General features: G+C 59.4%; 14 protein-coding genes. 12 read left to right on the top strand and 2 right to left on the bottom strand.

Features of this window, described 5'->3' with window-relative positions; genetic code table 11:
• The first annotated feature begins 99 nt into the window (after positions 1 to 99).
• From recC to PMI36_RS27470, 6 genes are all read left to right on the top strand, one after another.
• Positions 100 to 3,552: an exodeoxyribonuclease V subunit gamma gene (recC, locus tag PMI36_RS27445; RefSeq protein WP_008067525.1), complete on the top strand. Its 3,453-nt coding sequence runs from the start codon at positions 100 to 102 to the stop codon at positions 3,550 to 3,552.
• On the top strand, positions 3,549 to 7,238 hold the full coding sequence (recB, locus tag PMI36_RS27450; RefSeq protein ID WP_008067523.1) for an exodeoxyribonuclease V subunit beta: 3,690 nt from the start codon (positions 3,549 to 3,551) through the stop codon (positions 7,236 to 7,238). Before recC ends, recB begins: the two co-directional genes overlap by 4 nt.
• Positions 7,235 to 9,343, top strand: coding sequence for an exodeoxyribonuclease V subunit alpha (recD, locus tag PMI36_RS27455; RefSeq protein ID WP_008067521.1), 2,109 nt, complete (start codon positions 7,235 to 7,237; stop codon positions 9,341 to 9,343). The genes recB and recD overlap by 4 nt, the downstream gene beginning before the upstream one ends.
• 118 nt (positions 9,344 to 9,461) lie before the next feature.
• Positions 9,462 to 10,037, top strand: coding sequence for a YfiR family protein (locus PMI36_RS27460; RefSeq protein WP_008067518.1), 576 nt, complete (start codon positions 9,462 to 9,464; stop codon positions 10,035 to 10,037).
• Positions 10,034 to 11,302 carry a diguanylate cyclase domain-containing protein gene (locus tag PMI36_RS27465; RefSeq protein ID WP_008067515.1) on the top strand — a complete coding sequence of 423 codons (1,269 nt, stop codon included), beginning with the start codon at positions 10,034 to 10,036 and terminating at the stop codon, positions 11,300 to 11,302. The genes PMI36_RS27460 and PMI36_RS27465 overlap by 4 nt, the downstream gene beginning before the upstream one ends.
• Before the next feature lie 5 nt (positions 11,303 to 11,307).
• Positions 11,308 to 11,811 (top strand): OmpA family protein, encoded by a 504-nt coding sequence (locus PMI36_RS27470; RefSeq protein ID WP_008067514.1) that lies wholly within the window; start codon positions 11,308 to 11,310, stop codon positions 11,809 to 11,811.
• On the opposite strand, the gene PMI36_RS27475 is transcribed toward PMI36_RS27470, so the two are convergent.
• On the bottom strand, positions 11,808 to 12,755 hold the full coding sequence (locus tag PMI36_RS27475; RefSeq protein WP_008005554.1) for a LysR family transcriptional regulator: 948 nt from the start codon (positions 12,753 to 12,755) through the stop codon (positions 11,808 to 11,810). The genes PMI36_RS27470 and PMI36_RS27475 overlap by 4 nt on opposite strands.
• A 161-nt stretch (positions 12,756 to 12,916) precedes the next feature.
• Here PMI36_RS27475 and PMI36_RS27480 point away from each other — a divergent pair, with 161 nt between their 5' ends.
• Entirely contained in the window at positions 12,917 to 14,434 is a 1,518-nt protein-coding gene (locus tag PMI36_RS27480; RefSeq protein WP_008067512.1) for a CoA-acylating methylmalonate-semialdehyde dehydrogenase, read from the top strand.
• 10 nt (positions 14,435 to 14,444) lie between these two features.
• Entirely contained in the window at positions 14,445 to 15,332 is an 888-nt protein-coding gene (gene mmsB, locus PMI36_RS27485) for a 3-hydroxyisobutyrate dehydrogenase (protein WP_008067509.1), read from the top strand.
• A 137-nt stretch (positions 15,333 to 15,469) separates the two neighbouring features.
• Here the strand turns inward: mmsB and PMI36_RS27490 are convergent, their stop codons facing one another.
• Positions 15,470 to 15,814 (bottom strand): cupin domain-containing protein, encoded by a 345-nt coding sequence (locus PMI36_RS27490; protein WP_008067506.1) that lies wholly within the window; start codon positions 15,812 to 15,814, stop codon positions 15,470 to 15,472.
• A gap of 567 nt (positions 15,815 to 16,381) precedes the next feature.
• Here PMI36_RS27490 and PMI36_RS27495 point away from each other — a divergent pair.
• The 4 genes from PMI36_RS27495 (at position 16,382) to rfbB (ending at position 21,948) form a co-directional block, all read left to right on the top strand.
• Positions 16,382 to 17,353, top strand: coding sequence for an acyltransferase (locus PMI36_RS27495; RefSeq protein ID WP_008067496.1), 972 nt, complete (start codon positions 16,382 to 16,384; stop codon positions 17,351 to 17,353).
• A 38-nt stretch (positions 17,354 to 17,391) separates the two neighbouring features.
• Positions 17,392 to 18,600 carry a hypothetical protein gene (locus PMI36_RS27500; protein ID WP_238543560.1) on the top strand — a complete coding sequence of 403 codons (1,209 nt, stop codon included), beginning with the start codon at positions 17,392 to 17,394 and terminating at the stop codon, positions 18,598 to 18,600.
• Positions 18,601 to 18,622: 22 nt separating this feature from the next.
• On the top strand, positions 18,623 to 20,800 hold the full coding sequence (locus PMI36_RS27505; protein ID WP_008067494.1) for a prenyltransferase/squalene oxidase repeat-containing protein: 2,178 nt from the start codon (positions 18,623 to 18,625) through the stop codon (positions 20,798 to 20,800).
• A 65-nt stretch (positions 20,801 to 20,865) separates the two neighbouring features.
• Entirely contained in the window at positions 20,866 to 21,948 is a 1,083-nt protein-coding gene (gene rfbB / locus PMI36_RS27510; RefSeq protein WP_008067493.1) for a dTDP-glucose 4,6-dehydratase, read from the top strand.
• Positions 21,949 to 22,007: the final 59 nt, after the last annotated feature.

The raw sequence follows: 22,007 nt of genomic DNA, 5'->3' as shown, positions 1-22,007 counted from the left end.
AAAGTTCGTACAGCATTATCGGACCGCTCCCGGCTGTCACAGTCTGATGACAGTGCTAAGGTTCGGCCCTAGCTTTTGTATTTTCCCAAGGAAGCCTTTATGCCGGACGCTACGTCCCTCAGTGCTGGTTTTATGGTGGTTCACGGCAACCGTCTGGACGAGTTGCGCAGCCTGGTGGTCAGCTGGATGCGGCGCTACCCGCTGGCCCCCTTGGAAAATGAAATCGCCCTGGTACAGAGCAACGGCATCGCCCAATGGCTGAAGCTGGCACTGGCCGAAGACCCCGAAGATGACGACATGGGCGGCTGCGGAATCGCCGCTGCCATCGATGTGCAGTTACCGGGCAGCTTCATGTGGCAGCTTTATCGCATGGTGCTGGGACGTGACGAGATCCCGGTCAAATCCCTTCTCGATAAAGCCCCGCTGACCTGGCGTCTGATGCGTCTGTTGCCACAGTTAATCAACCAACCGCACTTCGAACCTCTGCAGCGCTTTCTTACCCATGACACCGACTTACGTAAACGCTATCAATTGGCGGAGCGACTGGCGGACCTGTTCGACCAATATCAGGTCTACCGTGCCGATTGGCTCGAAGACTGGGCAGAAGGTCGTCATCAGTTACGAAATGGTAGAGGCGAGGCCAAAGCCCTGTCCCCGGCCAACTGTTGGCAGGCGGAGCTGTGGCGTGCGCTGTTGCTGGATGTCGGTGAACAAGGCATGGCGCAAAGCCGCGCAGGCGTCCACCAACGCTTTATCGAGCGCATCAATAGCCTCGACGTAGCGCCGAGTGGATTGCCTTCGCGGGTGATCGTTTTCGGGATTTCTTCACTGCCTGCTCAGGCCCTGGAAGCGCTTGCCGGGCTTGCTCGATTCAGCCAGGTCTTACTGTGCGTACACAACCCATGTCGTCACCATTGGGCGGACATCGTCGCTGATAAAGATCTGTTGCGACATCAGTACAAGCGCCAGGCTCGCAAGAGCGGCATGCCGGTCGTACTCGACGCGCAAACGCTCCATCAGCATGCCCATCCGCTACTGGCCGCGTGGGGCAAGCAGGGGCGGGACTACATTAATCTGCTCGACAGCTACGACGATCCCAATAGCTATCGCTCGGCGTTTCGCGACGGGCGCATCGATCTTTTCAGCGAAAGCCAGCCACAGAACATGCTCAATCAGTTGCAGGACGATATCCTGGAATTGCGTCCCTTGAACGAGACTCGCGAGCGTTGGGCTGCTGTCGATCTGAAAAAAGACGAATCGATCCGTTTTCACATCGCCCATAGCGCTCAACGCGAAGTGGAAATACTCCACGATCAGTTGCTCGCACGATTCAGTGCTGACACAGACCTCAGGCCTCGCGACGTAATCGTGATGGTCCCGGACATCGACAGTTATGCCCCGCATATCCGTGCTGTTTTTGGTCAGATCGATCGCTTTGATCCGCGCTTCATTCCTTTCACACTTGCGGATCAAGGCCAGCGCGGCCGGGATCCGCTACTGATTGCTGTCGAACACCTGCTCAAACTTCCCGACAGTCGTTTCCCTGTCAGCGAGATCCTGGATCTGCTCGACGTTCCCGCATTACGCGCCCGGTTTGGCGTAGAGGAACGAGATCTGCCGACCTTGCATCGCTGGATCGAAGGCGCAGGCATTCGCTGGGGGATGAACGCCGAGCAGCGTGCGGGCCTGGGTCTGCCTGAGGAACTGGAGCAAAACAGCTGGCGTTTCGGTCTGCGACGGATGTTGCTGGGTTATGCCGTGGGCAGCGCCAGTGCCTGCGAGGGGATTGAACCCTACGACGAAATTGGTGGTCTGGATGCTGCGCTCATAGGCCCTTTGGTGGCGTTGTTGGATACATTGGAAGTTGCTCACCAGGAACTCACTCAACCTGCAGCGCCCAAACAATGGGGCTCGCGGTTGCAAGCTTTGGTGCAGTTATTCTTCCTGGCCAGCAACGAGCATGACGACTATTTGTTGGCCCAACTCGAAGAGCTGCGTGAGACCTGGCTTGAGACCTGCGAGTCCGTAGGTTTGCACGACGAATTACCGTTGACCGTAGTCCGTGAAGCCTGGCTGGCGGGGCTCGACCAAGGTCGTCTGTCTCAGCGCTTCCTTGCCGGGGCCGTTAACTTCTGTACCTTGATGCCCATGCGAGCAATCCCCTTCAAACTGGTCTGCCTGCTTGGCATGAATGACGGCGATTACCCTCGCGCGCAGCCGCCGCTGGATTTCGACCTGATGGGCAGTGACTACCGCCCCGGTGATCGCTCCCGACGTGAAGATGATCGCTATCTGTTGCTGGAAGCATTGTTGTCGGCACGCGACCAACTCTATATCAGTTGGGTCGGCCGCAGTATTCGGGACAACAGCGAGCGCCCTGCTTCGGTGTTGATAGGGCAGTTGCGTGATCATCTCGGCAGCGGCTGGCGACTGCACGATGATAATGATGACCTGCTTGAGTCCATGACTCAGGAACACCCGCTGCAACCGTTCAGCGCTCGCTACTTTCATGAAGGCGAAGATCTATTCAGCTACGCCAGCGAGTGGCAGGTTCTACATCAAGCCAGTGATCTGGCGACTGATATCGAAGTGCTTGAACCCTACGTCCAGGACGAGCCGCTGAGCCTGGGTCAGCTGCAGGATTTTCTGCGCAACCCTGTACGACATTTCTTCAGCCACCGGCTCAAAGTGTTCTTCGAGGCTGCAGAAGTGCCTTTGGCTGATGAAGAGCCATTTGTGCTCGACGCGCTGCAACGCTATAGCCTCAGCGACAGCTTGCTCGAAGCGGCATTGGGACAATTGGAGCAAACCGATCAGGTACTGGAGGCGCAGGCAAAGCGCCTGCAAAACAGCGGGCTCTTGCCCATGGCCGGTTTTGGTGAATGTCTTCAGCGAGAGTTGATCGAGCCGCTGCCGGATCTGCTGCTGCGCTATCAGCAGCTTCTGGCGTTATGGCCGACCCCGCTCACCAGCGCGTTGCCGGTGAGTGTGGAGCTACAAGGATTGCGTCTGGAAGGCTGGCTCAGTGGCCTGCATCAACGCGCAGATGGCGGGTTGTTGTCGGTGACTACGATTCCCAACAGCATCGGTTCGATCAAGGCCCGCAAATGGCATCGCCTGACGCGACCTTGGGTCAATCACCTGGTTGCCTGTGCCAGCGGCATGCCAATGACCACTGCGTTGGTGGCCAGCGACGACAGTTTGTTGCTCGGTCCGATGGAGGAGACCGCAGCGTCCAGGGTTCTGGGCGACCTGTTGTTGGCTTGGCAAACGGGCATGCGCCGGCCGCTGCCGATTGCAGTAAAAACAGCGTTCGCCTGGCTCGCTCAAACCGACCCGGCCAAAGCTGACGCCGCTGCCCGCAAGACCTATGAAGGCGACGGCCAGACCACTGACGGCGAGCGCCGCGAAAGCCCGGCACTCGCTCGGCAATTCGCCGACTACGATGCTCTGATTGCCGATGAAACCTTCCCCGATTGGTGCGACGCTTTGTATCGGCCTCTGCTTGAAGCCCCTTGGCGTTCATTGACCAGCGAGGAGGCGCGCGCATGACCACGAAAACACCGCTGGCCCTGGCATTCCCGCTTCGTGGTAGCCAACTGATCGAAGCCAGCGCCGGGACCGGAAAGACCTTCACTATTTCTGCGCTGTACTTGCGTCTGGTCCTTGGTCACGGCGGCGAATCGAGTGGTTTTGGCCGTGAGTTGCTGCCGCCGCAAATCCTGGTAGTGACCTTCACCGATGCTGCGACCAAAGAGCTGCGCGAACGTATTCGCACACGGCTGGCTGAAGCCGCACGGTTTTTCCGCGATGAGACACCGGCTCCGGATGGCCTCATTGCTGAATTGCGCGAGCAGTACTTCCCCGAGCAGTGGTCCGGCTGTGCAAACCGCCTGGACATCGCCGCCCAGTGGATGGATGAAGCGGCGGTATCGACCATCCACAGTTGGTGTCAGCGCATGTTGCGCGAACATGCGTTCGACAGTGGAAGCCTGTTCACCCAGACCCTGGAAACCGATCATAGTGATTTGCTCGGCGAAGTCCTGCGCGACTACTGGCGCCTGTTCTGCTATCCGATGCAAGGCGATGCGTTGAACTGGGTTCGCGGCAATTGGGGTGGCCCGGCGGCGTTGCTGCCGCGAGTGCGTGGCTTGTTCGCCAGTGAGCGTGACAGTGTTGAAGGTAAAGAGCCTGCCGAGTTGATTGCCGAGTGCCTGCAGGAGCGACGGGCTGCTTTGCTCGAACTCAAGATGCCCTGGCGCCAATGGGCGGATGAGTTGCTCGCCATCTGTCACCAGGGCGTCGCAAGCAAGAGCGTCGATGGCCGCAAGATGCAGCCGCGCTACTTCGAACCCTGGTTCGAGAAACTTCGGGCCTGGGCCGAAGATGAGTCTCTCGAGCAGCTGGACATTGGCACCGGCTTCACTCGTCTGACTCCCGATGGCATGGCTGAAGCCTGGAAAGGTGAAGCCCCCCGTCATCCAGGTCTCGATGCGATGGCCGGTCTCAAGACAAGTCTCGATGGTTTGCCGACCCCCGACGCCGCCGTGCTGCAGCACGCCGCTCGCTGGGTCGGTGCACGGTTCGAGGAAGAGAAGCGTCGCCGCGCGGAAATGGGCTTCGATGACATGCTGCTACGCCTCGATGCGGCTTTGCAGTCCGAAGGCGGTGAGCGCCTGGCTACACTGATCCGCGAGCAGTTCCCGGTCGCGTTGATCGACGAATTCCAGGACACCGACCCAGTGCAGTACCGAATCTTCGAGAGCATTTATCGCATCGAAGATAACAATCCTGAAACCGGTCTGTTTCTGATCGGCGACCCGAAGCAGGCGATCTATGCCTTCCGCGGAGCCGACATCTATACCTACCTGCGCGCTCGCCAGGCCACCACTGGCCGCCTGCATACCCTGGGCACCAACTTCCGTTCCAGTCATGGCATGGTCAGTGCGGTAAACCATGTGTTCGAGCGCGCCGAATCTCGTGAGCAGGGGCGCGGAGCATTCCTGTTTCGTGAGAAAAATGGAGAGAACCCGGTACCGTTCCTGCCCGTCGAATCCCAGGGACGCAAAGAAGTCCTGCAGATTGATGGTCAGGTTGTACCGGCCCTGAACATCTGGCACCTGTCGGCCGATCAGCCACTGTCTGGCGCGGTGTATCGGCAACAATTGGCCGCCGCCTGCGCCAGTGAAATCACCGCGCTGCTCAATGGCGGTCAGCAAGGCTGTGCTGGCTTCATCCAGGACGGTAAGGACTTCAAAGGTCTACTGCCATCGGATATTGCAATTCTGGTGCGCGACGGCAAAGAGGCCCAGGCCGTGCGTGGCGAACTTTCGGCCCGCGGCGTGCGCAGTGTTTACCTGTCAGACAAGGACTCCGTGTTCGCCGCGCAGGAGGCCCATGACCTGCTGACCTGGCTCAAGGCGTGTGCCGAGCCGGATGTCGAGCGTCCCCTCCGTGCCGCGCTGGCCTGCATCACGCTGAACCTTTCGCTGGCTGAACTGGAACGGCTGAATCAGGACGAACTGGCTTGGGAAACACGGGTCATGCAGTTCCGCGGTTATCGCGAGCTCTGGCGCAAGCAGGGCGTGCTGCCAATGCTGCGACGTTTGCTGCACGACTTCCAACTGCCCCAGGCGTTGATCGCGCGCAACGATGGCGAGCGGGTACTGACCAACCTGCTGCACCTGTCCGAGCTGTTACAGCAGGCCGCCGCCGAGCTTGATGGCGAGCAAGCCTTGATCCGTCACTTGTCCGAGCATCTGGCATTGTCCGGTCAGGCTGGCGAAGAACAGATCCTGCGCCTGGAAAGCGACGAGCAACTGGTCAAGGTTGTGACCATCCATAAATCCAAAGGGCTTGAATATCCGTTGGTGTTTCTGCCGTTCATTTGCTCGGCAAAACCGGTGGACGGCAGCCGTTTGCCATTGCATTACCACGACGCGACGGGCAAGGCTCAGGTGAGCTTGAAGCCGACGCCCGAGTTGATCGCCCAGGCTGATGATGAGCGCTTGGCCGAGGATCTTCGGCTGCTCTATGTCGCCCTGACCCGGGCACAACATGCTTGCTGGCTCGGCGTGACTGACCTCAAGCGCGGCAATAACAACGGTTCGACGTTGCACCTTTCAGCGCTGGGTTATCTGCTGGGCGGTGGTGCGTCATTGGCCGAGTCGGCAGGGTTGCGGCGTTGGCTGGAAGATTTGCAACAAGACTGCCCGGCGCTGAACTACGGTGAGATGCCTGAAGCGACCGCCGAGCATTACCATCCGCCGCGCAATGAAGCGACCTTGCTTGCGCCGCTGATACCCAAGCGCAAGGCCAGCGAAAACTGGTGGATTGCCTCCTACAGCGCCTTGCGCATTGGCGACAGTCTGAGCGTGGGCAGTGACGAAGCGCCGGAGAGCCCGCAAGCACAAAAGCTTTTTGACGACGAACGTCTCGATCCGCAAGCGCCGCGAGAAGTGATTGCTGGCGGCGCTGATATCCATCGATTCCCTCGCGGGCCAAACCCCGGCACTTTTCTCCATGGATTGCTCGAGTGGGCCGGCGACGAAGGTTTTGCCGCTGCCCCACAAACTGTGGAAGACGCCATCGCCCGCCGCTGCAATCGCCGTGGCTGGGAAGGCTGGATCACGACGTTGAGTGACTGGCTACAGCACTTGCTCAAATCCCCGCTGCACATCGGTGGCGGGCAGGCACCGGTGGTGTTCGAGCAACTGACCCAGTACCGGGTCGAGATGGAATTCTGGTTCGCCAGTCATAAAGTCGATGTGCTCAAGCTCGATGAACTGGTGCGCCAATACACCCACAACGGCGTGGCCAGGGTGGCCGCCGAACCGGTGCTGCTCAATGGCATGTTCAAAGGCTTCATCGACCTGACGTTCGAGCACGACGGTCGTTACTACGTCGCCGACTACAAATCCAATTGGCTGGGCGTCGATGACGCGGCCTATACCGTGCCGGCCATGGAGCAGTCGATTCTGGATAATCGTTACGACCTGCAATATGTGTTGTACCTGCTCGCCCTGCATCGCCAGCTCAAGGCGCGGCTGGTCGATTACGATTACGACCGGCATGTCGGTGGAGCGTTGTACCTGTTCCTTCGCGGTACTCGAGCGGCCAGCCAGGGCGTGTATTTCGCCCGTCCGCCACGGGAGCTGATCGAGCGTCTGGACCGGTTGTTCCAGGGCAAGCCAGAGCCCAAGGCCGAACCCGCCTGGGAACAGGGAGTACTGCTATGACTCGCACCTTCGCCGATTTGCTGCCCACGCCGTTGGCGGCCGAAAGTCTGGCGGACCTGGCCCCGCTGAGTCGCGCAGATGACTTGTTGCTGCTGCTCACGCGCTGGGTCGAACGCGGTTGGCTGCGGGCGCTGGACAAGGCCTTCGTGGCCTTTCTCCACGAACTCGCCCCCGACGATGATCCGCTGGTGCTGCTGGCCGCCGCGTTGACCAGTCACCAATTGGGCCACGGCCATGTTTGCCTGGATCTGTTCGAAACGCTGAAAGAGCCGGACTTCGCTCTGTCGCTGCCGCCGGAAGGTGATCTGCAAAGTGGCGCGATGTTGCTGCCGTCGCAATTGCTTGAGTCGCTGGAGGGGGCTCATTGGTGCAAGGTCCTGGCGTCCAGCCGTCTGGTGGCTCTGGCCGTCGATGGGCGTGAGGCCGCGCAGCATCGGCCGTTGGTGCTGTCGGGTAAACGCCTGTACCTGCGCCGCTACTGGGCTTACGAACGGCGCATTGATAACGCCCTGCGTCAGCGCCTGGCTGCACACGAAACAACACCGAGTGATTTGCCCCAACGCCTGACCGGCCTGTTCGGCCCAGCCAGGCCTGATGAAGTGATCGACTGGCAGAAGCTCGCTTGCGCCCTGGCTACCCGTAGCGCATTCAGCATCGTCACCGGCGGCCCGGGGACCGGCAAGACCACTACGGTCGTGCGCTTGCTCGCATTGCTACAAGCGCCAGCGGTGGAGGCCGGGAAACCACTGCGCATTCGTCTCGCGGCACCCACTGGCAAAGCTGCCGCACGATTGACCGAATCCATCAGCCAACAGGTTCAAACCCTGGAGGTTGCTGAAACGGTGCGGGAGAAAATCCCGTCGGATGTGACCACCGTGCACCGTTTGCTCGGCAGTCGTCCCGGCACTCGACATTTCCGGCACCACGCCGGCAATCGCTTGCCACTGGATGTATTGGTGGTGGACGAAGCCTCGATGATCGACCTGGAAATGATGGCCAATCTGCTCGACGCATTGCCGGCCCATGCCCGTCTGGTACTGCTCGGTGACAAGGATCAACTGGCGTCGGTAGAGGCCGGTGCCGTCCTGGGGGATCTGTGCCGTGATGCCGAAGCCGGTTGGTACAGCCCGCAGACATGCCAGTGGCTGGAGTCAGTCAGCGGGGAAAACCTTGGTGCCAGCGATTTGCACGAAGACATCAACGGAGCGCATCCCCTGGCTCAGCAAGTGGTGATGCTGCGTCACTCACGGCGCTTCGGTGAGGGCAGCGGCATTGGCCAGTTGGCCCGTTGGGTCAACCGGCAGCAACCCGAGGAAGCCCGCAAGTTACTGGCGGCTGGAAGCCATGGCGACGTATTTTCCCTGCCCCTCAAGGGTGAGCAGGACCGGGCGCTGGAGCGTTTACTGCTCGAAGGCCATGGCGAGGGGCCGCAAGGTTATCGGCATTACCTGAGTCTTTTGCGCAGTCAGCGGCCACCGCTCGACAGCCCGCTCGACGATCCAGGCTGGACCCATTGGGCTCGTGTGGTCCTGCAAGCTTTCGACGCCTTCCAGCTGTTGTGCGCGGTACGCAAAGGGCCTTGGGGGGTGGAAGGCTTGAATCAGCGAGTGACCGACGCGCTGCTCAAGGCTCGGTTGATCGACAGCGACCACCAATGGTACGAAGGTCGGCCCGTACTGATGACCCGCAACGACTATGGCCTGGGTTTGATGAACGGCGATATCGGCATTGCCCTCAAGCTGCCGGAGCGTGAGGGGGCCGAGGCGGGACGGCAAGTGCTGCGTGTGGCCTTCCCGCGCAACGATGGCCAGGGCGGTGTGCGCTTCGTCCTGCCAAGTCGGCTCAACGATGTCGACACCGTGTACGCCATGACCGTACACAAATCCCAGGGCTCGGAATTTGCCCATACGGCGCTGATTCTGCCGGATGCCCTGAACCCTGTGCTCACCAAGGAACTGATCTATACCGGCATAACCCGGGCCAAACACTGGTTCACCCTGATTGAGCCTCGTGCCGGCGTATTCGAAGAGGCCGTGCGGCGCAAGGTCAAGCGCTTGAGCGGGCTGATGCTGGAGCTGGAAGAGGGTATCGAGCGGAGTCACTGAACGGGCGGCGCCAGACGACGGAATCTGTCCGAAGTGCCGTGGTACGTGGCCTCGCTGGTGTTTCGGTGCTGTGCTATCGTTGCGGCATCATTTCGTTGCGATCGAAGAGAATCCCTGCATGAAGGTGGCTGTCTGGACGACAGAGCGCGTTATTGGTTGCAAGAGAGCGCTGCTTGCCGGCCTTCTCTGTTTGTTGACGGGCGTTGCCTTCGCTCAGCCGGAAACTGCCGTGAGCAAGGCCGACCAGCGCGCCAGATCAGTCACTCAGGTGGTGCTCGGGATCCTCAGTTATGCCCGGTGGCCTGTTGAGCCTCAACAGTTGCGTCTGTGCGTGGTTGGCCCTACCGAGTACACCGACGATTTGGTCAAGGGCACTACCCAGGCCACTGGTCGGCCTGTCACCGTGCGACGGCTTTTGGCCGACAACCCGGCCATTGCCGGTGAATGCGACGCGGTGTACATCGGCAAGCTGACCAGCGACGAACGCAGTCGATTATTCGCCTCGCTGACAGGGCGCCCAGTGGTGAGCATCAGCGAAGGCGGCGATCAATGCACCGTCGGCAGTCTGTTCTGCCTTCGGGTCGGAGATGAACAAGTATCCTTCGAGGTCAACCTCGACTCGGTCGCCCGTAGCGGTGTGCGCATTCATCCCAGTGTGCTGCAACTGTCGCGCCGCAAGCCGGCGGCACCATGAGTCTATTCAAATCCCGTATACGTCCGACCCTGGGTTCGGTTATCGGCCGTGGACATTTGATCGTCGCCCTGGTGGGCGTTGCCATGGCCAGTGTTTCGTTGACCCTGCTGGGGGTTTTGGCCTTGCGGGTTTATGCCGATCACAACCTGCATCTGATCGCCCGCTCGATCAACTACACCGTGGAAGCCGCGGTGGTGTTCAACGATAAGGTCGCCGCCACCGAAGCGCTGGCATTGATCGCGTCCACCGAAGAAGTGGCCGATGCACAGGTGATGGACGAGAAAGGTGAGTTACTCGCACGTTGGCAACGGCCGGAAACGGGGTTGCTCTCCGATCTTGAAGTGCAGATCGCCCGGGTGATTCTGGAAAAACCCATCAGCATGCCGATCATGCATCAAGGTCAGGAAATCGGCAGCATTCTGCTCATCGGTCACGGCGGCAGTCTCATGCGCTTTTTGCTCAGCGGTCTGATGGGAATCGTCTTGTGTACCGCCATCAGTGCCTGGGTTGCGCTCTATCTGGCGCGGCGGCAATTGCGGGGGATCACCGGCCCTTTGCGCAGCTTGGCTGCCGTGGCTCACGCCGCTCGCAGCGAGCGAGCCTTTGACCAGCGCGTACCGCCCGCCGACATCGCCGAACTCGACAACCTGGGCAACGACTTCAATGCCTTGCTCGATGAGCTCGAGTCCTGGCAGACCCACCTGCAAAGCGAAAACGAAACCCTGGCCCACCAAGCCAGCCATGACAGCCTTACCGGACTGCCCAATCGGGCATTTTTCGAAGGCCGCCTGATGCGTGCCTTGCGCAATGCCAGCAAATTGGATGAGCGAGTGGCGGTGCTGTTTCTCGACAGCGACCGGTTCAAGGAGATCAACGATAACTTTGGCCATGCTGCCGGCGATGCGGTGCTGGTCGCCGTGGCAACCCGGGTTCGTGCGCAACTGCGTGAAGAGGACTTGGTCGCGCGTCTGGGCGGCGACGAGTTTGCAATCCTGCTCACACCGCTGCACAAGGCCGAAGACGCCGAACGGATTGCTGACAAAATCATCGCCAGCATGGAAATACCCATCCAGTTGCCGGGCAGTACCCAGGTGTTGACTTCACTCAGTATTGGCATCGCCGTGTACCCCGATCATGGGGTCACACCGGGCGAGTTGCTCGATGCTGCCGACGCCGCGATGTACCAGGCCAAACGCCTTTCCCGAGGCGCGCAGCAAACGGCAGGGTCGGAGCTCCCTGTCGCCCATGTTCAAACCAGGAGCTAATGTCTGTGTTCACCTTCAATCAGCGTTCTCTACGACTTTTCACGATCACCCTGTTGCTGGCCTTGCTGGCATTGACCGGTTGCCAGACGGCACCGCAAAAGGGCCTGACCCCGGCGCAGATCGCTGTGCTCAAGCAGCAAGGTTTCGAAATGACGGATGATGGCTGGGCCTATGGCCTGTCGGACAAGGTGCTGTTCAGCAGTGACGTCGAGAGCCTGAACCCTGCCAGTACCGAGATCGTCGAGCGCATCGGCAAGGCGTTGTTGGGTGTGGGCATCGAGCGGGTGAGGATCGATGGGCACACCGATGCCTCGGGCAAAGAGTCCTATAACGAACAGCTCTCCCTGCGTCGCGCAAAAAGCGTCGGCAAGGTGTTGGCCGCAGTCGGCATAAAAGAAGAAAACATCCAGCTGCGCGGCCTGGGCAGCAGTAAGCCCGTCGCTTCCAACGACACCGCGGTCGGACGCACCGAGAACCGTCGGGTGTCGATCGTAGTGAGCGCGGATTAATCGGCGAACAACATCTCCCGACTTTCCCCCATCAACAGCGCTTGATTCTGCTCGGTGACCCCACGGATGTAATCCCACAATAGGGTGATCCGCTTGAGCTTGCGCAGGTCCTCCCGGCAGTACATCCAGAACTGCCGGGTAATGGTGATCTCTTGCGGCAACACCGGCAGCAATCGCGGATCCTGAGCCGCCAGGAAGCAGGGCAGAATCGCCAGTGACCGTCCTTGCTGCGCCGCTACGAACTGCGCGATCACGCTGGTGCTGCGCAGATTGGCACTGGCACCGGGCAACACATTCGCCAGGTACAGCAGCTCCGAGCTGAACGCCAGATCGTCCACATAACTGATGAATTGATGCTTGCCCAAGTCTGCCGGGCGGCGGATCGGTGGGTGCTTGTCCAGATAATCCTGGGTCGCATACAGCTGCAGTCGGTAGTCGCAGAGTTTGCAGCAGACATACGGGCCATGTTCCGGTCGCTCCAGTGCGATGACGATGTCTGCCTCGCGCTTGGACAGGCTGATGAAGTGCGGCAGCGGCAGGATGTCCACCGAGATCGCCGGGTAGGCGTCGACGAAATGGCTAAGCTGCGGAGTGATGAAAAAACTGCCGAACCCTTCGGTGCAGCCCATGCGCACATGCCCGGACAACGCCACGCCGGAGCCCGAAACCTGCTCGCAGGCCATGTGCAGAGTGCTTTCGATCGACTCGGCGTAACCCAGCAGCCGCTGGCCTTCGGCAGTCAGGACGAAACCGCTGGTGCGGGACTTTTCGAACAGCAACGTGCCCAACGAGGCTTCCAGCGAACTGATGCGTCGCGACACGGTGGTGTAGTCCACCGCCAGGCGCTTGGCTGCGGTACTGGCCTTGCGAGTGCGGGCAACCTCGAGGAAAAACTTGAGGTCATCCCAGTTCAACGAGCCTAAAGACGTGATGTTTTTTTGCATGATGGACCGGCTTTTATGTGCGTTCTTATTAGAAGTTTGCACATCTATACTCCAAAAACAGTCCGATAACCAATTCGTGACACACGCCTCATCTCAAGGCGACTTTCTCGCCTTGGCTCCAAAGATCGCTCTCTAAATAAGAACAACGTCCGGAGACCAATATGAACGCATCGCTAGAAACCACCGTGCAAAAGGTCAAGCTGTTGATCGATGGCGAGTGGGTCGAATCCCAGACCACCGAATGGCACGACATCGTCAACCCGGCGACCCAACAAGTGTTGGCCAAAGTCCCATTCGCCACAGCCGCCGAAGTCGATGCCGCCATCAGCGCCGCCCATCGCGCCTTCCAGACCTGGAAGCTGACGCCGATCGGCGCGCGGATGCGCATCATGCTCAAGCTTCAGGCGTTGATTCGCGAACACTCCAAGCGTATTGCCGTAGTGCTCAGCAATGAGCAGGGCAAAACCATCGCCGATGCCGAAGGCGACATCTTCCGTGGCCTGGAAGTGGTCGAACATGCCTGCTCCATTGGCAGCCTGCAGATGGGCGAGTTCGCCGAGAACGTCGCTGGTGGTGTCGACACCTACACCCTGCGCCAACCGATCGGCGTCTGCGCTGGCATTACTCCGTTCAACTTCCCGGCGATGATTCCGCTGTGGATGTTCCCGATGGCCATCGCCTGCGGCAACACCTTCGTGCTCAAGCCGTCCGAACAGGACCCGATGTCGACCATGTTGTTGGTGGAACTGGCCATCGAGGCCGGCATTCCGCCGGGTGTGCTCAACGTCGTTCATGGTGGCAAGGATGTGGTGGATGCGCTTTGCACCCACAAGGACATCAAGGCTGTTTCGTTCGTCGGTTCGACCGCGGTCGGCACTCACGTCTACGACTTGGCCGGCAAACACGGTAAACGCGTGCAATCGATGATGGGCGCCAAAAACCACGCCGTTGTGCTGCCCGATGCCAATCGCGAGCAAGCGCTCAATGCGCTGGTCGGCGCCGGTTTCGGTGCGGCGGGGCAACGCTGCATGGCCACCTCGGTAGTGGTGCTGGTGGGCGCGGCCAAGCAATGGCTGCCAGACCTGAAAGCACTGGCGCAGAAACTCAAGGTCAATGCCGGCAGCGAGCCGGGCACTGACGTTGGCCCGGTGATTTCCAAGCGAGCCAAGGCGCGGATTCTCGATCTGATCGAGAGCGGCATCAAGGAGGGCGCCAAGCTCGAACTGGACGGTCGCGACATCAGCGTTCCGGGCTACGAGAAGGGTAACTTTGTCGGTCCGACCCTGTTCTCTGGTGTCACTCCCGAGATGCAGATCTACACCCAGGAAATCTTCGGCCCGGTGCTGGTGGTATTGGAAGTCGATACCCTCGATCAAGCCATCGCTCTGGTCAACGCCAACCCATTTGGCAACGGCACAGGGTTGTTCACCCAAAGCGGTGCGGCGGCACGTAAATTCCAGACGGAAATCGACGTGGGCCAGGTCGGCATCAACATCCCGATTCCGGTGCCGGTACCGTTCTTCAGCTTCACCGGTTCCCGTGGTTCGAAGCTCGGTGACCTCGGTCCTTATGGCAAGCAAGTGGTGCAGTTCTACACTCAAACCAAGACCGTCACCGCGCGCTGGTTCGACGATAACAGCGTCAACGACGGCGTGAACACCACCATCCACTTGCGTTAAGGAGCCGGACATGAAAATCGCTTTTATCGGTCTCGGCAACATGGGCGCGCCGATGGCGCGCAACCTGATCAAGGCCGGCCATTCGCTACGGCTGGTCGACCTGAACAAAGCTGTGCTGGCAGAGCTGGAGCAACTGGGCGGCAGCATCAGCGCTTCGGCGCGTGAAGCCACTCAAGGTGCAGAACTGGTGATCACCATGCTGCCCGCCGCTGTGCATGTGCGCAGCGTCTGGCTGGGCGAAGACGGGGTGCTGGCGGGGATCGCCCAGGGTGTGCCCGCGGTGGATTGCAGCACCATCGATCCGCAGACGGCGCGCGACGTTGCCGCAGCGGCTGCCAAACAAGGCGTGGCCGTGGCTGATGCTCCAGTCTCTGGCGGTACCGGCGGTGCTGCGGCCGGAACACTGACTTTCATGGTCGGCGCCACGCCTGAGCTGTTCGCGACCCTGCAACCGGTGCTGGCGCAGATGGGCCGCAACATCGTCCATTGCGGCGAAGTCGGCACCGGGCAAATTGCCAAGATCTGCAACAACTTGCTGCTAGGGATTTCCATGGTTGGCGTCAGCGAAGCCATGGCTTTGGGCGATGCGCTGGGGATCGACACGACGGTGCTCGCGGGGATCATCAACAGTTCCACCGGGCGTTGCTGGAGTTCGGAGATGTACAACCCGTGGCCCGGCATCGTCGAAACGGCTCCGGCCTCGCGCGGGTATACCGGCGGTTTTGGTGCTGAACTGATGCTCAAGGATCTGGGGCTGGCCACTGAGGCGGCACGTCAGGCGCACCAACCGGTGGTGCTTGGCGCGGTGGCGCAGCAGTTGTATCAGGCGATGAGTCAGCGTGGGGAAGGCGGCAAGGACTTCTCGGCGATCATCAACAGCTATCGCAAGCCGCAGTAAGAGGTTTTTCCGGGGATCTGCGTCGGGCAGATCCCCGGTTTTTTATGGACTGAAAAAAGATCGCAGCCTTCGGCAGCTCCTACAGGGTGTACACATTCCCATGTAGGAGCTGCCGAAGGCTGCGATCTTTTGCTTTATCAGGCAAAAACGAAATACTTGCGCACGGTCTCAACCACTTCCCATGTGCCCTTCATCCCTGGCTCGATGACGAAAATGTCACCGGCACGCAGATGGATCGGCGCCATGCCTTCCGGAGTGATGACGCAGTAGCCTTCCTGGAAATGGCAGTATTCCCACTTCACGTATTCCACGTACCACTTGCCAGGCGTGCAAATCCAGGTGCCCATGATCTTGCTGCCGTCTTCGCTGGTGTAGGCGTTGAGGTTGACGGTGTGCGGGTCGCCTTCGAGTTTTTCCCATTTGCAGGCGTCGAGCACGGGCATTGGGTGGGTATCGCGTAGGACGGTGATAGGTGCGGACATGTCAGCTCCAGGCTAGAGGCAGGATTGAATGACCAGCCTATCGTCGGGAGAGTGCACCCGGATGTCTGGGGTCGACATCCAGTTACCTGTAAACGCTGATAGCAAGAGCCTGTACAAAGGCTGATTCGCACCACTGCTGTGCATGCATGACGGTTTTACTACAGCGACGCACCATAAAAGTTCAATAAATTTTTAGACGCAAACGAAATAACCAGCCGGACACCTATTGCAAAACAAAATCGTCTGTACTATAACATTCGTACTAGCGGACTTTTCCGCCAATGGAGCTACATTCTAGTCACGGACAGACTTTATTCAGCTTTCTCTATCATTAATTGCTGACTTGGCCATCGGGCCAAGTGTTGCTGTCTACCTGTTGTTATCCAAATAACAACGTGGCGGCGGAGTAACAGTTATTAAAGTTGCGCGGACGCAATGTTATGCGTGCTTTGAGATGGCAGAAAAAATAAACAGTTAGTTATTGCTTATGCACAAGCGGATAGGTCCGCAGGTTTCTGTGTGCATTAAATCATCATGCATCCCGTATCAATGGAATGAGGCTTTACTGTGGATGACACTAATGTGGTCGAGGTTTTAACGACGATCGATTCTGGCAGTGAACTCGGTCGGCATGTATGGATTCGTGCCGCCAGTCGTCTGCAAAATGTTCAATTGGGTAATGACTGTTTCGTCGGGTTCAAGTCTGACTTGAGGTTTGTCGCCATCGGCAAGGCAAGCATGCTGGCCACCGGCGTGCAGTGCTTGGGGACGGCTCAATCGCCGATCCAGATCGGCGCAAACGCCTGGCTGGGTGCGAAGGTTACGGTGAAAGCAGGTGTTTCCATCGGGGCTGGCGCGGTGGTTGCTGCGGGGGCTCTGGTGGTCTCGGATGTTCCGCCCGATGCTGTCACAGTAGGGCGCCCTGCCCGAATCATCGCCTATCGCAGTGTGGTAGAGGACGGCGCGCCGAGCCCCGAACGCGTGCTGGCGAAAGTGCGGGAGCGGGCTCGTCAGGGCATGCCTTCATTGCTCGACCGGGCCTCGTTGTCCGTGGCCCGACTCAAGGAACTGAACCCGGATACCCAAACCTGGGACATCAGCGAAGACACGCTCATCGACGCCGAGTTGCGCGGTGGTGCCTCGGTGGAAATCGCTCGGGACTGCATTCTGATCGGACGCAGTGTGCGTCAGGGCGGGATGTCGCAACTGGGTGGCATCGATATTGGAACCGGGACTTCGTTGGGTGAAGGCATCGTTATCGAGGCCGCGGGCGGAGTCACGATTGGTGCCTTCAGTGAGTTGGGCGCGCGGGTCACTGTCGTTACTTCATCACATGATCATTCGTTTCGTTCACTGCCTTGGGAGGAGGCCCCTGTACGCATTGGAAGTCGCTGCGTTATTGGTGAGGGAGCAATCATAGTTGGTCCACTGAGTATCGGTGATGGTGCCGTTATAAAGCCCTACTCAGTGGTTATAAGGGATGTATTGGAAAACACTGTGGTCAATGGCGTTGTTCAACTAATGGAGATACAGGAATGATTTTATTTGCCCCCAACCCTACCGGTTCCGGACATAACATGCGGGCTCTTTCCATCGCTCAGGCGATAAAGAAACAACGTCCGGATATGGCGTTGACCGTGGCGCTGGCTTCCTTGCAACCGACCTTTACACCATTGTTCGAAAAGGCCGGGGTCGAGGTGGTGGACATTGCCGGGCGACTGGTCGATTACTCGAAAAAGAGCAACTTGTCGAAAGAGCTGGATTGGGCCAATTACATTGGTGGTTATATCGCCAATACCTTTTTGTCCGGCGAGCGAATCCTGTCTTATCTGGCGCTGATCGCGGAATACAAGCCGGCGGTGCTGGTGTCCGACTACAACATGGCGGCCTGCCTGGCGGCGATTTTCAGCGGTACGCCGCTGGTGTTTGTGACCGAGCGTTATGACTTCACCCTCTGCCAACTGGAAGACAGCGACTTGGCCGACGGCGGATTCGAAGTCAACGCCCTTGAGATGGCCAGAGCCCGCACGGCCCTGCATAGCCAGTTCTCCTGGATGATCAATCAGAGCCAACTGGTCCTGACCGACAAACCCTATGTCGCTTCCCTCGATCAAGGCACTCCGGTCGCCGAGGCCTTGAGTGCCGGCAAAGCACACTTCGTCGGGCCGATGATCCGTGACATCACGGTGCAAAGCGGCTTGAACGTGCGCGCCGAACTGAACCTTGGCGACTCGCCGTTCATTGTCGCCTCCATCAGCGGCACTACGATGTTCTCGCAAAACAAGGAAGCACTGCTGGCGGCCTATCTGGAGAGTTTCAAAACCCTGCGCGAACAAAATCCCGAGCTGAAAATGGTGCTGCTGGGACGTCAGGATATCCAGGCCCAGGAAGGTGTCATCTGCGTGCCGTACTACCCCGACTGGATGGGCTTGTTGCGTGAAGCCAGTCTGCTGATTTCGGCACCAGGCTGGATCACCGTGACGGAAATTTCGGCGCTGAACATTCCTACATTGTTCGTCCTGCCGTCGAAATCGGAATACCACGAGCTGGAAGCCTTGCGTCGCCTGGAACTTCTGGGTTTCCCGACCCACCTGGGTCACGACCAGCACCGGATCGTTGAACTGGTGGCGGGCGAGCTCGAAAAAAACACCAAGACGGCCGGGTACTTCGCCCCTCATCAACAAGTGGCCGCCCCGGACGGCGAAGGCGCTGCCCGCGCTGCCACGCGGATTATCGAGTTGTGCCAGGGCGCCGTCGTGCCGTTGACCGAAAGCAAAGCCGCCTAGCCTCAAGGAAGAGGGATACACCATGTCGCTTCATCCGCAGTTCCTTTTTGATCAAGGCCTCAAAGACGCCGAGTACGGTGGTTACTTCGCCATCACCGATGCCAGTGGGCAGGTCGCGATTTCCAGTGACAAGCAGTTGCAGGATCAGGTTGAGGTGACGCTCTACCAGGCAGCTCATGGCAGCGAAGCGCAATTGCGTTTCGCCCATGAGGGCCTCATGCGTTTGTACGATGGCCAGCACGCGGGGTTTCACGAACTCGCCGATCGGTTCTGGACGCCCCACGGTTCGGGGCGTTGCCGGACGCTGGCGCTGCAGCTGGACGCGTTGGCGGCGTTGATTGCCTACCAGCGCAAAGTGCCGCAAGACACCGCAAACCTGGCCAACATCAAGGCGACGCTGGAAAAAATCGAAACGGTCTATAGCCGATCGGGCGTAGCTGGCATCTATAGCAGTGACTGGTCAGAACCGCTGGAGCTGGCCACCTCGATCGAGCTGGACATCAGCGCCGTCAATTTGCTCTCGTTGATCGGTACCGATCCGCTGGGAGCCGGCCTTGTCGGGTATCTTGAAGTACATGCCGAAAACCTGATCGCTCGCGTCGCCGGCAGTGATAGCGAGCAGGGCGTCGATGTGGTGTTGAGCCGCTGTGCCGTGCGCGCGCAGACCAGCCTTGCACTGGTCGGCTTGGCAAGCCTTCGCGATGACAATGCTCTGTCGAATCTGGCCTGTTCGTTTCTCAAACAGACCTTGGCGTTGTTCCGCGATCCCGCCTATGGCGGGTACTGGGACCGCGTGTGTATCAACGGCAAAGTGCGGGTCGATTGGCACACGTCTTATAAAAAACACGAGTCGCCATTTCCGATCAAAACGGCCTACGACGCAGCGCTGCTGTTGCAGGCGATTGAGGCGTTCCCGGCTGACGCTCATGACCTCGATCGCACCGGCGTGACGGCGGCGTTGCTGGATTTTCACGACAGCCGCAACGGTGGGCTGTTCATGGGCAAAGGCTATTTCTGGTCGACCCCCAACGACCCGACCGTGCCCTTCATTCGGCAGTTCTGGGCGGCGCCGCGCCAGCCAGGCGTGTTCACCATCGGTAACCTGACGTACCTGCCGTTGCATTTGAAGAGCCTGAAAACCCAGCTCGTCGCCGCGCAGGCACTGCAGGCGGTCCAGCCAGCCGCGGCGGTGCATCATCACGATGACGCAGCATTGGTGGCGCAGGGGCTGGAGAGCATCGATGGCAGTGGCGATGTGCAAGACATTCATCCAGCGGCCGTGCCGACGATCAATGTTGACTTGAAGCGCTACCTGGCCTGGCTGTCCCAGGCTCGTGCTTCCAGTGATACACCTTACGGCTTGACCGCTGAAACCGCTCCGCTGGGGTTCCGGGCAGACAAGACGTGGCAGGTGTTTTCCGGCTTGCATGTGATCTCGGATTTGCATGCCCTGGGCATCGAGATTGAAAACAAGGCGAGCCTGATCGACTGCATCAAGTCATCGCAAAACGCGGACGGCGGCTTCGCCGAACAACCGGGTCATCTCAGCGATGTATTCGCCAGTTATTGCGCGGTGCTGTCACTGCGGGTGCTGGGGGCGCTGCCGAATGATGTCGAAGGTTGCGTGCGTTACTTGCAGGCGTGCCAGAACCCGGACGGTGGTTTCGGCGATGTCGCCGGTTATGTCTCCGATATCTGGCACACCAACCTGGCGGTTTTGTCGCTGCATGCGCTCGGCGCTCGGGCGCCTGACGAACAGGCTGTGCAGGCTTTTGCGCTGCGATGCCGAACCGCCGATGGCGGGTTTGCCAACAAACCGGGTTATCCGCCGGATGCGTTCTCGGTGTACCGCGTGGTCTCCACGCTGTTCATTCTCAATAAACGCATCGTCGACGCGCAGCAGACCGTGGCGTGGCTGCAAAAACTGCAACAGCCCAATGGCTCGTTCCATTACCGGCCCGGCAAGGCCGTCAGCCTGGTGGGTACCTACATGGCCATCGCTGCGATGTATTTGCTCGATGCCCAACCACACTACTTGCAAGCGTCGAAGGACTGGATTGCTGCCCATCAAAAACAGGATGGCGGGTTCGGGCCACTCAATTCCACATCGGCCACCACCGATGAAAGCTTTGTCTGCATTCAGACCTTGCTGATTCTGGAGAAAGGCTTGAGCCAGTACTGGGTGGCCTTGCTCAACTGACCGATGGCTCGATGGCACACGACATCGATGGGCTGTGAATCATCAATTGGCCAAGGGAGGCGCTGATGAAAATTTTAGTGACAGGGGGCGCGGGCTTTATCGGCTCGGCAGTCGTGCGGTATCTGATCAACGAAACCGAGTGCGAAGTCATCAACGTAGACAAGTTGACCTACGCCGGTAACCTCGAGTCATTGGCCGATGTGGCCGACTCGCCGCGGTATCGTTTCTATCAAGTGGACATCTGCGACAGGAACGCGCTGGACGAGATCTTTGCGCGTCTTCAACCCGATGCCGTCATGCATCTGGCGGCCGAGTCCCACGTGGATCGCTCGATTGACGGCCCCCAAGCCTTCATCGAGACCAATATCGTCGGCACCTACACTTTGCTCGAAGCGACGCGTGGCTACTGGAACCGATTGGATGCGCCACGTCAGGCGGCGTTTCGTTTCCATCATGTGTCCACGGATGAAGTGTACGGCGACCTGGAACCCGAAGATCCGGCGTTCACCGAAACCACCGCTTATGCACCCAGTTCGCCGTACTCGGCGACCAAGGCCAGCTCCGATCACCTGGTTCGCGCCTGGCACCGGACGTTCGGTTTGCCGGTGGTGCTGAGCAACTGTTCGAACAATTACGGGCCGTTCCATTTCCCGGAAAAACTGATTCCTCACATCATTCTCAATGCGCTGTACGGCAAACCGTTGCCGGTGTACGGCGACGGAGGGCAGATCCGTGACTGGTTGTTCGTCGAAGATCATGCCCGGGCGTTGTATGCGGTGGTCAGCCGCGGTGAGGTGGGTCAGACCTACAACATCGGTGGCCACAACGAGAAAACCAACCTGCAAGTGGTGCACACCTTGTGCGACTTGCTGGAGACGCGTGGCGCACTCAAACCGGCGGGTGTGGAGCGTTTTCGGGACCTGATCACGTTCGTCAAGGATCGCCCCGGCCATGACAAGCGCTACGCCGTCGATGCCGGAAAAATCCAGCAGGACTTGGGCTGGACGCCGCAGGAAACCTTCGAGAGCGGCCTGCGCAAAACGGTCGACTGGTACCTCGACAATCGTTCCTGGTGGACGCGGGTACTGTCGGGCGACTACGCCCTGGAACGCATCGGCGAACACCAGAACGAAGCCGTCGAAGCCTGAACCCAACCCACTTCACGGACGCCATTGCGGGCGTCTGTCACACAACTGCTTCAAGGAGA

Source organism: Pseudomonas sp. GM79, assembly GCF_000282495.1.
Taxonomy (GTDB): Bacteria; Pseudomonadota; Gammaproteobacteria; order Pseudomonadales; family Pseudomonadaceae; genus Aquipseudomonas.
Note: the sequence above shows the minus strand (reverse complement) of the source record. Positions and strands in the feature narration are given on the sequence as shown.

What these genes read in the sequence shown, in the direction of transcription:
- recC (WP_008067525.1), top strand. Translation starts at nt 100, where the DNA reads ATGCCGGACGCTACGTCCCTCAGTGCTGGTTTTATGGTGGTTCACGGC.
- recB (WP_008067523.1), top strand. Translation starts at nt 3,549, where the DNA reads ATGACCACGAAAACACCGCTGGCCCTGGCATTCCCGCTTCGTGGTAGC.
- recD (WP_008067521.1), top strand. Translation starts at nt 7,235, where the DNA reads ATGACTCGCACCTTCGCCGATTTGCTGCCCACGCCGTTGGCGGCCGAA.
- PMI36_RS27460 (WP_008067518.1), top strand. Translation starts at nt 9,462, where the DNA reads ATGAAGGTGGCTGTCTGGACGACAGAGCGCGTTATTGGTTGCAAGAGA.
- PMI36_RS27465 (WP_008067515.1), top strand. Translation starts at nt 10,034, where the DNA reads ATGAGTCTATTCAAATCCCGTATACGTCCGACCCTGGGTTCGGTTATC.
- PMI36_RS27475 (WP_008005554.1), bottom strand. Translation starts at nt 12,755, where the DNA reads ATGCAAAAAAACATCACGTCTTTAGGCTCGTTGAACTGGGATGACCTC.
- PMI36_RS27480 (WP_008067512.1), top strand. Translation starts at nt 12,917, where the DNA reads ATGAACGCATCGCTAGAAACCACCGTGCAAAAGGTCAAGCTGTTGATC.
- mmsB (WP_008067509.1), top strand. Translation starts at nt 14,445, where the DNA reads ATGAAAATCGCTTTTATCGGTCTCGGCAACATGGGCGCGCCGATGGCG.
- PMI36_RS27490 (WP_008067506.1), bottom strand. Translation starts at nt 15,814, where the DNA reads ATGTCCGCACCTATCACCGTCCTACGCGATACCCACCCAATGCCCGTG.
- PMI36_RS27500 (WP_238543560.1), top strand. Translation starts at nt 17,392, where the DNA reads ATGCGGGCTCTTTCCATCGCTCAGGCGATAAAGAAACAACGTCCGGAT.
- PMI36_RS27505 (WP_008067494.1), top strand. Translation starts at nt 18,623, where the DNA reads ATGTCGCTTCATCCGCAGTTCCTTTTTGATCAAGGCCTCAAAGACGCC.
- rfbB (WP_008067493.1), top strand. Translation starts at nt 20,866, where the DNA reads ATGAAAATTTTAGTGACAGGGGGCGCGGGCTTTATCGGCTCGGCAGTC.